15 protein-coding genes and 2 other annotated features (1 of these 17 only partly in view) are annotated in these 11,982 nt (G+C 33.2%); of the genes, 14 read left to right on the top strand and 1 reads right to left on the bottom strand.

Going from position 1 to position 11,982, the window contains the following annotated elements:
- Positions 1 to 210: a binding site (T-box leader), on the top strand (it extends 4 nt beyond the left edge of the window).
- A 38-nt stretch (positions 211 to 248) separates the two neighbouring features.
- The 4 genes from DYE31_RS06165 to radC all read left to right on the top strand — a co-directional run bounded on the left by DYE31_RS06165 (position 249) and on the right by radC (position 5,768).
- Positions 249 to 2,879, top strand: a complete 2,631-nt coding sequence (locus tag DYE31_RS06165; RefSeq protein WP_115314372.1) for a valine--tRNA ligase — start codon at positions 249 to 251, stop codon at positions 2,877 to 2,879.
- Positions 2,880 to 2,890: 11 nt separating this feature from the next.
- Positions 2,891 to 4,159: a bifunctional folylpolyglutamate synthase/dihydrofolate synthase gene (locus DYE31_RS06170; RefSeq protein ID WP_046099219.1), complete on the top strand. Its 1,269-nt coding sequence runs from the start codon at positions 2,891 to 2,893 to the stop codon at positions 4,157 to 4,159.
- A 238-nt stretch (positions 4,160 to 4,397) separates the two neighbouring features.
- Positions 4,398 to 5,075, top strand: a complete 678-nt coding sequence (locus tag DYE31_RS06175) for a prepilin peptidase (protein WP_050731407.1) — start codon at positions 4,398 to 4,400, stop codon at positions 5,073 to 5,075.
- A 12-nt stretch (positions 5,076 to 5,087) separates the two neighbouring features.
- Complete coding sequence (gene radC, locus DYE31_RS06180; RefSeq protein WP_015900511.1) at positions 5,088 to 5,768, top strand: RadC family protein; 681 nt, start codon at positions 5,088 to 5,090, stop codon at positions 5,766 to 5,768.
- A gap of 55 nt (positions 5,769 to 5,823) precedes the next feature.
- Here the strand turns inward: radC and DYE31_RS12745 are convergent, their stop codons facing one another.
- Complete coding sequence (locus DYE31_RS12745; RefSeq protein WP_015900510.1) at positions 5,824 to 5,994, bottom strand: hypothetical protein; 171 nt, start codon at positions 5,992 to 5,994, stop codon at positions 5,824 to 5,826.
- Between the two features lie 148 nt (positions 5,995 to 6,142).
- Between DYE31_RS12745 and DYE31_RS06185 the strand changes: the two genes are divergently transcribed.
- From DYE31_RS06185 to ruvA, 10 genes are all read left to right on the top strand, one after another.
- Positions 6,143 to 6,607, top strand: a complete 465-nt coding sequence (locus DYE31_RS06185; protein WP_015900509.1) for a DUF4930 family protein — start codon at positions 6,143 to 6,145, stop codon at positions 6,605 to 6,607.
- A gap of 90 nt (positions 6,608 to 6,697) precedes the next feature.
- Positions 6,698 to 6,838: a hypothetical protein gene (locus DYE31_RS12750; RefSeq protein ID WP_015900508.1), complete on the top strand. Its 141-nt coding sequence runs from the start codon at positions 6,698 to 6,700 to the stop codon at positions 6,836 to 6,838.
- 217 nt (positions 6,839 to 7,055) lie between these two features.
- Positions 7,056 to 7,895 (top strand): rod shape-determining protein MreC, encoded by an 840-nt coding sequence (gene mreC / locus DYE31_RS06190; protein WP_041612981.1) that lies wholly within the window; start codon positions 7,056 to 7,058, stop codon positions 7,893 to 7,895.
- Positions 7,895 to 8,416: a rod shape-determining protein MreD gene (mreD, locus tag DYE31_RS06195; RefSeq protein WP_015900506.1), complete on the top strand. Its 522-nt coding sequence runs from the start codon at positions 7,895 to 7,897 to the stop codon at positions 8,414 to 8,416. Before mreC ends, mreD begins: the two co-directional genes overlap by 1 nt.
- Positions 8,417 to 8,448: 32 nt before the next feature.
- Positions 8,449 to 8,527: a sequence feature (ribosomal protein L21 leader region), on the top strand.
- Between the two features lie 12 nt (positions 8,528 to 8,539).
- Positions 8,540 to 8,848 carry a 50S ribosomal protein L21 gene (rplU, locus tag DYE31_RS06200; RefSeq protein ID WP_015900505.1) on the top strand — a complete coding sequence of 103 codons (309 nt, stop codon included), beginning with the start codon at positions 8,540 to 8,542 and terminating at the stop codon, positions 8,846 to 8,848.
- 2 nt (positions 8,849 to 8,850) lie between these two features.
- Entirely contained in the window at positions 8,851 to 9,171 is a 321-nt protein-coding gene (locus DYE31_RS06205; protein ID WP_015900504.1) for a ribosomal-processing cysteine protease Prp, read from the top strand.
- An 11-nt stretch (positions 9,172 to 9,182) separates the two neighbouring features.
- Positions 9,183 to 9,467: a 50S ribosomal protein L27 gene (gene rpmA, locus DYE31_RS06210; protein WP_015900503.1), complete on the top strand. Its 285-nt coding sequence runs from the start codon at positions 9,183 to 9,185 to the stop codon at positions 9,465 to 9,467.
- Positions 9,468 to 9,598: 131 nt separating this feature from the next.
- A complete protein-coding gene (gene obgE, locus DYE31_RS06215; protein ID WP_015900502.1) occupies positions 9,599 to 10,891 on the top strand; it encodes a GTPase ObgE in 1,293 nt (430 codons plus the stop codon).
- Positions 10,892 to 10,901: 10 nt separating this feature from the next.
- Positions 10,902 to 11,357: an ACT domain-containing protein gene (locus tag DYE31_RS06220; RefSeq protein WP_015900501.1), complete on the top strand. Its 456-nt coding sequence runs from the start codon at positions 10,902 to 10,904 to the stop codon at positions 11,355 to 11,357.
- Between the two features lie 12 nt (positions 11,358 to 11,369).
- Entirely contained in the window at positions 11,370 to 11,975 is a 606-nt protein-coding gene (ruvA, locus tag DYE31_RS06225; RefSeq protein WP_015900500.1) for a Holliday junction branch migration protein RuvA, read from the top strand.
- Positions 11,976 to 11,982: the final 7 nt, after the last annotated feature.

Here is an 11,982-nt window from a genome sequence, read left to right on the forward strand (position 1 = left end):
TAATAGAAATCGGGAAGAGTATGCAGATATTTATTTTATAGAGAGTACATGGTTGGTGAGAATGTATAATAATACTGCTGAAGGTAGCCCGCTAGAATCTTTATTTGAAACAAAGTAGGATAAAGCGTAATTGAGCGTTAATCAATATAAGTGCTTCATAGCAGATGCTATGTTGAATTTAGGTGGTACCACGGAACATCCGTCCTATGTTTAGGAACGGGTGTTTTTATTTTTAAGGAGGAAATTCAATGGAAATGAAACCAAAATATAATCCGACTGAAGTAGAAGCCGGACGTTATCAAGAATGGGTTGAAAAAGGTTATTTCAGACCAAGTGGTGACAAATCAAAAGAAACATATACAATTGTTATTCCGCCTCCGAATGTAACGGGTAAATTGCATTTAGGACACGCATGGGATACAACTTTACAAGATATTCTTACTAGAATGAAACGTATGCAAGGCTACGATACATTATATTTACCAGGTATGGACCATGCGGGTATTGCTACTCAAGCTAAAGTAGAAGCAAAATTAAATGAACAAGGTATTTCTAGACATGATATCGGCCGTGAAAAATTCCTTGAAGAAGTATGGAGTTGGAAAGATGAATATGCATCTTTCATTCGTCAGCAATGGGCGAAACTAGGTTTAGGATTAGATTATGACAGAGAACGTTTTACATTAGATGAAGGTTTAAGTAAAGCGGTTAGAAAAGTATTTGTTGATATGTATAATAAAGGACTAATTTACCGCGGTGAGCGCATTATCAACTGGGATCCTGAAGCACGTACTGCATTATCAGATATTGAAGTTGTGCATGAAGATGTAGAAGGTAAATTTTATCATTTCAAATATCCATACGCGGATGGAGAAGGATATATTGAAATAGCAACTACACGTCCAGAAACGATGTTAGGTGATACAGCTATTGTCGTTAATCCTGATGACGAACGATATAAAGATGTAATCGGCAAAAAAGTAATCCTACCGATTGTAAATCGCGAACTACCAATCCTTGCAGATGAATATGTAGATGTTGAATTTGGTAGTGGTGCGATGAAAGTAACACCTGCTCATGACCCTAATGACTTTGAAATTGGTCAAAGACACAATTTGGAATCAATTATTGTAATGGATGAAGAAGGTAAAATGAACGATAAAGCAGGCAAATATGAAGGTATGGACCGCTTTGAATGTCGTGCTCAATTAGTAGAAGATTTAAAAGAACAAGATTTAGTGATTAAAATTGAAGACCATGTTCATGCAGTGGGCCACTCTGAGAGAACAGGCGCAGTTGTTGAACCATATTTATCTACACAATGGTTTGTAAATATGGAACCTTTAGCAAAACAAGCACTAGATAATCAAAAAACGGATAACCGTATTAATTTTGTACCAGAACGTTTCGAACATACATTTAATCAATGGATGGAAAACATCAGAGATTGGACTATTTCTCGTCAATTATGGTGGGGTCATCAAATACCGGCTTGGTATCATAAAGAAACTGGAGAAATCTATGTAGGTGAAACTGAACCAGAAGATGCAGAGAATTGGGTACAAGATGAAGATGTTTTAGATACTTGGTTCTCAAGCGGATTATGGCCATTCTCAACTTTAGGTTGGCCTGACGTTGAATCTGAAGATTATCAACGCTATTATCCTACAAATGCACTTGTAACAGGTTATGATATTATTTTCTTCTGGGTAGCTCGTATGATCTTCCAAGGTCTTGAATTTACAGGAGAACGTCCATTTGATGATGTTTTATTACATGGCTTAGTTCGTGCTGAAGATGGTCGCAAAATGAGTAAATCATTAGGCAACGGTGTAGATCCTATGGATGTTATCAATGAATATGGTGCAGACAGTTTACGCTATTTCTTAGCTACAGGCTCATCACCAGGTCATGATTTACGTTATTCAACAGAAAAAGTAGAATCTGTTTGGAACTTTATCAATAAAATTTGGAATGCTGCACGTTTCAGTATTATGAATATCGGCGAAGAATTTAAATTTGAAGATATTGATTTAAGTAAAAATCTTTCATTAGCTGATAAATGGATTTTGACACGTTTAAATGAAACGATTAAGACGGTTACTGATTTAAGCGATCGCTATGAATTTGGTGAAGTCGGCCGTGCTTTATATAACTTTATTTGGGATGAATTCTGTGATTGGTATATTGAAATGAGTAAAATACCGATGAATGGTGAAGATGAAGCGCAAAAACAAGTGACACGTTCAGTTTTAAGTTATGTTTTAGAACGTCCAATGCGCATGCTGCATCCATATATGCCATTTGTTACTGAAGAAATTTGGCAAAACTTGCCGCATGTCGGTGAAACAATTGTGACTAGTGCTTGGCCTGAAGTTGAAGAAGCTTATATGTTCGAAGAAAGTAAACAAGCAATGCAATATGTGGTTGAAATCATCAAAGCTGTGAGACAAGCACGTTCAGAAGTTAACACACCACTTTCTAAAGCAATTCCGATTTATATTAAAACGAAAGATGCTGAAATCAAACAAATGCTAGATGAAAATCAGCATTATCTTGAAAGATTCGGACATCCAAGTGAACTTGTAATTTCTACTGATATTGAAACACCTGATAAAGCTATGACTTCAGTTGTCGGTGCGGGTGAAGTTATCTTACCATTAGAAGGTCTAATTGATATGGATAAAGAAATTGCACGTTTAGAAAAAGAAATTGATAAATGGCAAAGTGAGTTAGATCGTGTAGATAAAAAATTATCTAATGAAAACTTTGTTAATAAAGCTCCAGAAAAAATCATCAATGAAGAAAAAGCTAAAAAGCATGATTATCAAGAAAAATTCGATAGCGTTAAAGCTAGAATTGAACAATTAAAAGCATAGGAGTCCTGATTATGAATTACCTAGACAGCTTATATTGGATCCATGAAAGGAATAAGTTTGGTATTAAACCAGGCACTAAGCGTATGGAATGGATGTTGCAACGTTTAGGCAATCCTGAAAACCATATAAATGGTATCCATGTAGGGGGAACAAACGGCAAAGGTTCTACTGTTGCTTATTTACGTTCAGCCTTAGTCGAAAATGGTTATGATGTCGGTACATTTACTTCACCATATATTGAAACCTTTAATGAACGTATTAGTTTGAATGGGGAACCTGTCAGTAATGACGTGATTGTGGAGTTGGTATCACGTGTTAAACCAGTGAGTGAAGCTTTAGAAGCAGAGACTGAGTATGGTACTGCTACTGAATTTGAAATTATCACTACAATGATGTTTTTATATTTTGGAGAAATTCGTCCAGTCGATTTTGTGGTGATAGAAGCGGGATTAGGTATTAAAAATGATTCCACTAATGTATTTGCACCAATCATGTCTATTATCACAAGCATTGGTTTAGATCATACTGATTTACTGGGTTCTAGTTATTTGGATATCGCAAAAGATAAAGGCGATATTATTAAAAATCATGTACCTTTTGTATATGCAGTCAAAAATGAAGAAGCTTTAAAGTATTTACGAGAATATGCCGAGAAGCAAGATGCGCCTGCATATGAATTAGATAGAGATATTTCAATAGTTTCTGAAGAAGATGAATTTATTTATCGCTTTAAAGGTTATGAACTTGAAAATATCGCTTTAAATATGTTGGGAGAGCATCAAAAGGAAAACGCTGCTCTTGCAATTACTGCACTTATTATTTTATTTGAACAAGGTCAAATTGAACTCGATTTCAATAAAATGATTAATGCGATTGAAAAGGTAAGCTGGACTGGAAGAATTGAAAAAGTAAAAGAAGAACCATTAATGATTATTGATGGAGCTCATAATAATGAAAGTGTTGATGCACTGATTGACACAATGAAAAAATATTATGACAAAGAAAACGTAGATATTTTATTCTCTGCAGTAAGCGGCAAACCGATTTCACATATGCTAGAAGAATTGAAAACAATTTCTGATCATATTTATGTGACTGACTTTGATTTCCATAGAGCCAAACCGAAAGAAGAAATTGCAGCAGAGGCTGAAACATTTGAACCTATTCTTGTTGATAATTATGTTGATTTTATCGAAAATTATCAAGGTGATGCTTTAATTATTACAGGTAGTTTGTATTTTATCAGTGAAGTTAAAGCAAAAGTGAATTTTAATTCTTAAATATATAAAGAAGAGATGAAACGCAAATAAATTTGTGTTTCATCTTTTTTATTAGTATTTTAAATGCTTCATACATGTATAAAATCAAAATATAGAGTATATTCGCCCCATTTTGTTAAAAAATATTTTTTATAATTAAAATAATTGATTCGATTATTTGAAGTCGTTATAATCAGCTATATTAAGCATACAAGTGAGGTTTCAGATATTGTCAATTATTTTTTCAGGAGTTCTATGTGTGATTTTAGAAAGTTTTCTTTTACAATTTTGTCATATAAATAGGCTGGACTTTACTTATTTGAAAAGACGTTCAAGATGTGAAAAATGTAATCATACTTTACAGTTCTTGGATTTAATTCCGATAATCAGTTTTATTTTTTTAAAAGGAAAATGTCGCTATTGTAATGAGAATATTCCTTTTATCCACTTTGCAGGAGAGTTGGTCGCCTGGCTTCCTGTCATATTACTTTACAATCATCTTCTTGGTATGAATTCTAATCTTTTTTTAGCTTTCTATCTTCTGTTATTAACCGCGGCACTATATGATATTCAAACGTTTTCTATCCCGCTACACTTTCTTCTTATTATGTATATCGTAATAATTGTATTATCAGAACATATTTTCATTAATCAAATTGGTTTAATAATCCTCTTACATTTACTTTTCTTTTTCTCAAAATCCAGTATAGGATATGGTGATATTGCGGTATTTTCACTTTTTGTTCTGGTAACACCTTATCAATTTTTCTTCTTGTTATTTTGTATTACTTTCATAGTTGCAGGCGTATTTTCGCTTTTTATTATGTATATATGGAGAAAGAAAATCTTCAAAATTCCACTTGTTCCGTATATTTTTTTATCTTTTTTATTTGTTTCTGTTTTTTATCCCTTTTTAGTTAGATATTTTTATTTGTAGGAGTGCATGCACATGATGATTAAACAATTACCAGAAAATGATAAACCGAAAGAAAAACTCATTGCCAAGGGAGCAGCGCATTTAGCTGATTCAGAATTACTCGCTATATTAATTAATACAGGCAGAAAAGGCCATTCGAGTATTGAAGTAGCACAAGATTTGATAAAGATGGCAAGGAGTTTGAAAGAACTTAAATTATTATCGTTAAATGATATTATGAAAGTTAAAGGAATAGGTTTGAATAAAGCAATCATTTTAAAAGCAGCTTTTGAATTAGGAGAGAGAATGTATATTCCGGATTTAGATACAAAAGTAAAAATAACTTCACCTCAGGATGCAGCTGATTATTTTTTATCCAGAATGATGCATTTAACACATGAGCAATTTGAAGTTTTATTTTTAAATTCAAAAAATGTTGTAATACGTCATGAAGTGATATTTGTAGGGACTTTAAATTCTTCTATTGTACATCCGAGGGAAGTATTTAAAGCAGCAATCAAATGGTCGAGTAATGCGATAATCGTAGTTCATAATCATCCTTCAGGAGATGTCACACCTTCTAAAGAAGACATTCTGACTACAAAGCGATTGCAAGAATGCGGGAGAGTTTTAGGTATAGAATTGTTAGATCATATTATAATTGGGGATGCAAAATATTTAAGTATGGTTGAAGGTGGATACTTTGACGATTAAAAATAACCTAATTACTTAAACGCAATTAGGTTTTGTCTTTTAATTTATAATATAATTAAAGCGGATGGTTTTGTATATATGCCATAATCCAAATGACACCTTGGTAAGCTAGATATATAATTAATACAAGTATTCCAGCTTTAATTAAAAATCTTAAAATTGACAATCCAACTCTAAATAGTAAAACTACAAGCAATACAAGTAATATTAATGATAAAATTGTCATCGATGCCACTCCTTTTATTTAATTTTAGCTTATTTATTGATTATATGCATCAGTCCAGAGTCATATTATAGTTATCATTCTCTAGGCCGATGTATAAATTCAAACTATATTTTAAAATGAATGGATAAGAATAATAGGCGGTGCAAAAATGAGGTTTATTTTAAATTTGATAAAAAATATCATCGCTGTAGCAGGTATCATTGTTATCGTGTTTTTTGCATTGAAGTATGCTCCGTTTTTAAAAGATCAAGAGTGGAATCCTGTAGGTAATAAAGGGGCTCATTCATCTTATAGTACTGAAAGCGTTCCAGTTGATGAATTTAAACCAGGTCAACATTATGCAGTGGAAGAAAATGATTTGCTTAACAATATGCCCACAAGCCAAACTAAAAATATATTTAATATGATAAATAAAAAAGAATTTATGCATGTCAGCGATTTAAGTAAAATGGGTTATAATGACCGATACTTAATTGGACAACGAGGCAACCAATTTATAATGTATCAATTCGGATCCGATGAAATCCGTGTTTATGCGACTGAAATTGAATTGCAACAAGATTTAAATGCACTCCATCAAAATATTGAAATGAAACCGATGAATGCGTATTAGAATTTTGTTGTCTCATAGTGATTATCTTGAAAAAGAAATATGATTAAGTTAACCTATGGTTGAATCAATTTTAGAGAGGGCTGGTTATGTATGAGTAAGCAAAATAACGGAAAGAATGCTGACGAACAATCAAAAGCTCAAAAATTATTCGAGCAATGGAGAAAAGAAGAAACACTATATAAAGAAGACGAAAAAGATAGTGACAAAAGTGATGAAAAATCAAAAAAATAGTTTTAATAGCTTAAAATAATATTTTAGTCTTTTATTAAGTTAAATAAAAAGGGCTAGTTATTCATAGAGTATCAGCAAATTTAGAAGCAATAAATTTGCTGATACTCCTTTTTTTGTAAAGTATATATAAATAAAAGGGGTTAGTGCTTTAATTACTTGGTACAGTAATATAAAATAAGTTATGATATGAAATTTTGAGGTATTAGAGGTGTTCAGGTTGTCCAAGTTTTTTAAGAATAACAAGTTAATTGTTATTTTCTGTTCTCTAATTCTATTTATTGCTTTGATAGGATTATCGATCAGATCACATCATCAATCTTCTGTGGAACAATATGTAGGTGATACAGTATCTGTTCCGCAACGTGCAATATCCTATCCAATACATATCGTTACAGGATCAATTAACGGATTGTTTGATGGGGGAAGTTCTAAGAAAGATGCTAATAAAATTAAGCAATTAGAAACAGAAAACCAACGTTTAAAAGCAGAAAATAAAGATTTTCGAAAAGAATTAAAAATCAAAGACATTTCAGAATACGATCCAATTAGTTCAACTGTTATTGCTCGAAACCCAGACCAATGGATGAATAAAGCAATTATTGACAAAGGTGAGAAAGCTGGAGTAAAAAACAACATGGCAGTAATTACCTCTGAAGGATTAGTTGGCCGTATTTCTAAAGTAAACCAATTTTCATCTCAGGTTGATTTGCTTTCTACAAATTCAAGATCTGGGAAAATTTCAGTGAATATTCAGCATAAATCTGATAATGTTTTTGGATTGATTAATCATTACGATCGTAAAACTAACGAACTCGTGATAAGTGATATTGATAATAAAGATAAAATCAGTAAAGGTGATAAGGTAGTAACAAGTGGTCTAGCAAATCAACTTCCTAGTAATTTATATATTGGTGAAGTTACGAAAGTTGATAATGATGAATACGGACTTGCTAAAGAAGTACGTGTTAAAACAGCTGCAAACTTAAGTGATTTAGATCATGTATATGTTGCAAAGAGAAATCCAAAGACGTTACCAGATGAAAGCGGTGAGCAATAATGCGCACATTCTGCTATTTTTTATTTGGTGCATTTCTATTTTACGTTGATTCGATAATTGCACTGATAATACCTATGGATATAGGAAGTAAGGAAATCATCTTTGTACCGCATCTGTTACTGATGTATTTACTGATTCTTACTATATATAAGAAACCAAGTATTGCGGTTACTTTAGCAATTATATTCGGACTGACTACAGATTTGTATTATGGAACAATTTATGGACTTAATACTTTCGGATATTTACTATTTGTTATTTTGATGGATTATTTCTTTAAAGTATATTATCGAGATCACACAATGGTTTTCTTTGGAATTTGGATTTTTATCATTATTTTTGAAATTTATACAACTATCATTTATGGCTTGTTAGGCATTATACAATTCAACTTCTTTGATTTTATCCTTTTCAGAATCATACCAACAGCAGTAATTAATTTATTATTATTACTCATTCTATTTGTGCCAACAAGAAAACTTATTAAAAAATTAGATTCTCCAATTGACAGAAAGGCTTGAGGATGGTAAGCTTTAGCAGTTGAGTAGTTTATAGCTACATACAACCGCTCAAATATAGGTATAAGTATATTGATAAAATATCACCTATATATGGCGTGACTTATTATATAGGAGGTGCAAAGTATGTTTGCTATTATCGAAACAGGCGGTAAACAAATTAAAGTAGAAGAAGGTCAAGAAATCTACGTAGAAAAATTAGACGTAAATGAAGGCGATGCTTTTACTTTTGACAAAGTATTATTTGTAGGTGGAGACGCTGTAAAAGTTGGTGCTCCAACAGTAGAAGGTGCTACAGTATCTGCTACAGTAAATAAACAAGGTCGCGGTAAAAAAATTACTGTATTTACTTACAGACGTCGTAAAGACTCTAAACGTAAAAAAGGCCATCGTCAACCATACACTAAATTAACAATTGACAAAATCAACGCTTAATAATGATTAATATTGACATATCGTTAAATGAAGAAGGTCAAGTAACAGATGTCATCATGGATGGTCATGCTGAACATGGCGAGTATGGTCATGATATTGTCTGTGCTGGTGCCTCAGCAGTTTTGTTTGGAAGTGTTAACGCCATCATGGGATTAACATCTGAAAGACCTGATATTGATTACGATGATGATGGAGGATATTTCCATTACAGAAGTGTTCAACTTAACGATGAAAAAGCGCAATTAATCTTGCAAGCAATGCTCGTCTCACTTCAAACGATTGAAGATGAGTATCACGATAATATAAAATTAAATTATAAGTGAGGTGTACTCAGATGTTAAAATTAAACTTGCAATTCTTCGCATCTAAAAAAGGGGTAAGTTCTACAAAAAACGGACGTGACTCTGAATCTAAACGTCTTGGCGCTAAACGTGCTGACGGTCAATTCGTAACAGGCGGTTCTATTTTATTCCGTCAACGCGGAACTAAAATCTACGCTGGTGAAAATGTAGGTCGTGGTGGCGACGATACATTATTCGCTAAAATCGACGGCGTTGTTAAATTCGAACGCAAAGGCCGTGACAAAAAACAAGTTTCAGTATACGCTGTAGCTGAGTAATTTTTGTTAACGTAACACCAGAAGTCATACTTCTGGTGTTTTATTTTTGTCTTTATTTCTCTGTATACGGGAAAAATGATATAATAATTAAGATATTTCAAACAGAAAATAATAAAAAAGAGGTGAGAAACATGTTTGTCGATCAAGTCAAAATATTATTAAAAGCCGGAGACGGTGGTAATGGAATTACAGCATACAGAAGAGAGAAATATGTTCCATTCGGAGGGCCAGCAGGCGGAGACGGCGGTCGTGGTGCTTCTGTTATATTTGAAGTTGATGAAGGTTTAAGAACATTACTTGATTTCAGATACCAGCGTCAATTCAAAGCAAAACGCGGTGAAGGCGGACAAGGCAGCAACATGCACGGGAAGAATGCAGAAGATCTTGTGCTTAAAGTACCGCCAGGTACTTTAATTAAAGATGCAGAAACTGAAGAAGTACTAGCAGATTTAGTAGAAGCAGGTCAACGTGCAGTAGTCGCTAAAGGCGGTCGTGGCGGCCGTGGTAATTCACGTTTTGCTACTCCGAGAAACCCAGCACCAGATTTCAGTGAGAATGGCGAACCAGGTGAAGAAATAGAGGTAACTTTAGAACTGAAATTATTAGCAGATGTTGGTTTAGTAGGTTTTCCAAGTGTAGGAAAATCAACGTTGCTATCTGTTGTTTCAAAAGCAAAACCTAAAATAGGCGCTTACCACTTCACAACAATTAAACCAAACTTAGGTGTCGTATCTACACCAGATGGTAGAAGTTTTGTATTAGCAGATTTGCCTGGTTTAATTGAAGGTGCTTCAGAAGGTGTCGGTTTGGGACATCAATTTTTACGACATGTTGAAAGAACAAAAGTAATTGTGCATGTTATAGATATGAGCGGATCGGAAGGAAGAGATCCATTAGAGGACTACAAAACAATCAATAAAGAATTGGAGTCTTATGGTCAACACTTAGAAGATAGACCTCAAATTGTTGTAGCGAATAAAATGGACTTGCTTGATGCTGAAGATAATTTAGAATTATTTAAAGAAGAAGTAGGCGATGATGTAGAGATTATCCCGATTTCTGCTTATACTAAAGAAAATATTGATCAATTACTTTATGCAATTGCTGATAAGTTAGATGAATATAAGGACGTTGACTTTACTAAAGAAGATGATGAAGCACTCGGTGTTAACAGAGTGTTATATAAACATACTCCATCACAAGATACATTTACAATTACACGTGATGATGATGCAGCATATGTTGTGAGCGGTAAAGCAATTGAACGTATGTTCAAGATGACTGACTTTAATAGTGATCCGGCTGTAAGAAGATTCGCTCGTCAAATGCGTTCAATGGGTATTGATGATGCACTTAGAGAACGCGGTGCTAAAAATGGCGACATTGTTAGAATACTTGGCGGAGAGTTTGAATTTGTGGAATAGAGGTGTCTAAGTGGACGAGAAAAATGTTAAAAAGTTCTATTTGATACGAGAAGATGTGTTGCCAGAGTCTGTTATTAAGACATTGCAAATTAAGGATGCACTTAAAGAAAATCCGGAACTCTCAATATATGAAGCTGTAAGAGAATTTGGGCTATCTCGTAGTGCTTTTTATAAATATAAAGATACAATTTTTCCCTTAGATGAAAAAGTTGAAGAAACTAAAGAGTTTACAATTATACTTTACGTACATGATAAAGTTGGAATGCTTGCTCAAGTTTTGAATACTATTTCGCAGATTCATATGTCCGTGCTTACGATTCATCAAAGTATACCTATGGAAGATAAAGCAACTATTACGTTATCTATCAATTCAGCTGGAAGTCCAACTTCAATTGAAGATGTAATTTTTGAATTACGCAATATAGATAATGTGTATAAAGTTGAAATAATCAGTATGTCTATGTAAGGAAGTGACCACGTGTACGCATATATAAAAGGTAAGTTATCACAATTATTTCCAACTCACGTTGTTGTAGAAACAAATGGAGTGGGTTATGAAATTCAAACACCCAATTCATACAGATTTCAACAGTATTATCAACAAGAAGTCACAATATACACTTCTTTAGTTGTAAGAGAAGATGCACAATTACTGTATGGATTTATGAGTGAAGAAGAAAAAGGCATGTTTTTAAGCTTAAATAAAGTGACGGGTATCGGACCCAAGTCTGCTTTAGCGATTTTGGCTGCAAGTACACCTAATGAAGTGAAAATCGGTATAGAAAATGAAAATGAGACTTATTTAACGAAATTCCCTGGAATCGGTAAAAAAACGGCGCGACAAATTATTTTAGATTTAAAAGGCAAAGTTCAAATTACGGAAGAAAATCCAGAAACATTACTCAACTTTGAAGGTTCAGAATCTAACCAAACATCTCCTATATTAGATGAGGCTTTATTAGCTTTAGAAGCTTTAGGTTATTCTAAACGTGAGTTGAATAAAGTTGAGAAAAAACTTCAAGCTGAATCATATACTTCAGTTGATGAAGCAGTAAAAGCAGGCTTGAAAATACTTGTTTCATAATAATACG

The organism is Staphylococcus carnosus (assembly GCF_900458435.1).
In the GTDB taxonomy this organism is placed as follows: Bacteria; Bacillota; Bacilli; order Staphylococcales; family Staphylococcaceae; genus Staphylococcus; species Staphylococcus carnosus.

Excerpts from the sequence above, each read along its gene's own strand:
- DYE31_RS06165 (WP_115314372.1), top strand. The coding sequence starts at position 249 with ATGGAAATGAAACCAAAATATAATCCGACTGAAGTAGAAGCCGGACGT.
- DYE31_RS06170 (WP_046099219.1), top strand. The coding sequence starts at position 2,891 with ATGAATTACCTAGACAGCTTATATTGGATCCATGAAAGGAATAAGTTT.
- radC (WP_015900511.1), top strand. The coding sequence starts at position 5,088 with ATGATGATTAAACAATTACCAGAAAATGATAAACCGAAAGAAAAACTC.
- DYE31_RS12745 (WP_015900510.1), bottom strand. The coding sequence starts at position 5,994 with ATGACAATTTTATCATTAATATTACTTGTATTGCTTGTAGTTTTACTA.
- DYE31_RS06185 (WP_015900509.1), top strand. The coding sequence starts at position 6,143 with ATGAGGTTTATTTTAAATTTGATAAAAAATATCATCGCTGTAGCAGGT.
- DYE31_RS12750 (WP_015900508.1), top strand. The coding sequence starts at position 6,698 with ATGAGTAAGCAAAATAACGGAAAGAATGCTGACGAACAATCAAAAGCT.
- mreD (WP_015900506.1), top strand. The coding sequence starts at position 7,895 with ATGCGCACATTCTGCTATTTTTTATTTGGTGCATTTCTATTTTACGTT.
- rplU (WP_015900505.1), top strand. The coding sequence starts at position 8,540 with ATGTTTGCTATTATCGAAACAGGCGGTAAACAAATTAAAGTAGAAGAA.
- DYE31_RS06205 (WP_015900504.1), top strand. The coding sequence starts at position 8,851 with ATGATTAATATTGACATATCGTTAAATGAAGAAGGTCAAGTAACAGAT.
- rpmA (WP_015900503.1), top strand. The coding sequence starts at position 9,183 with ATGTTAAAATTAAACTTGCAATTCTTCGCATCTAAAAAAGGGGTAAGT.
- obgE (WP_015900502.1), top strand. The coding sequence starts at position 9,599 with ATGTTTGTCGATCAAGTCAAAATATTATTAAAAGCCGGAGACGGTGGT.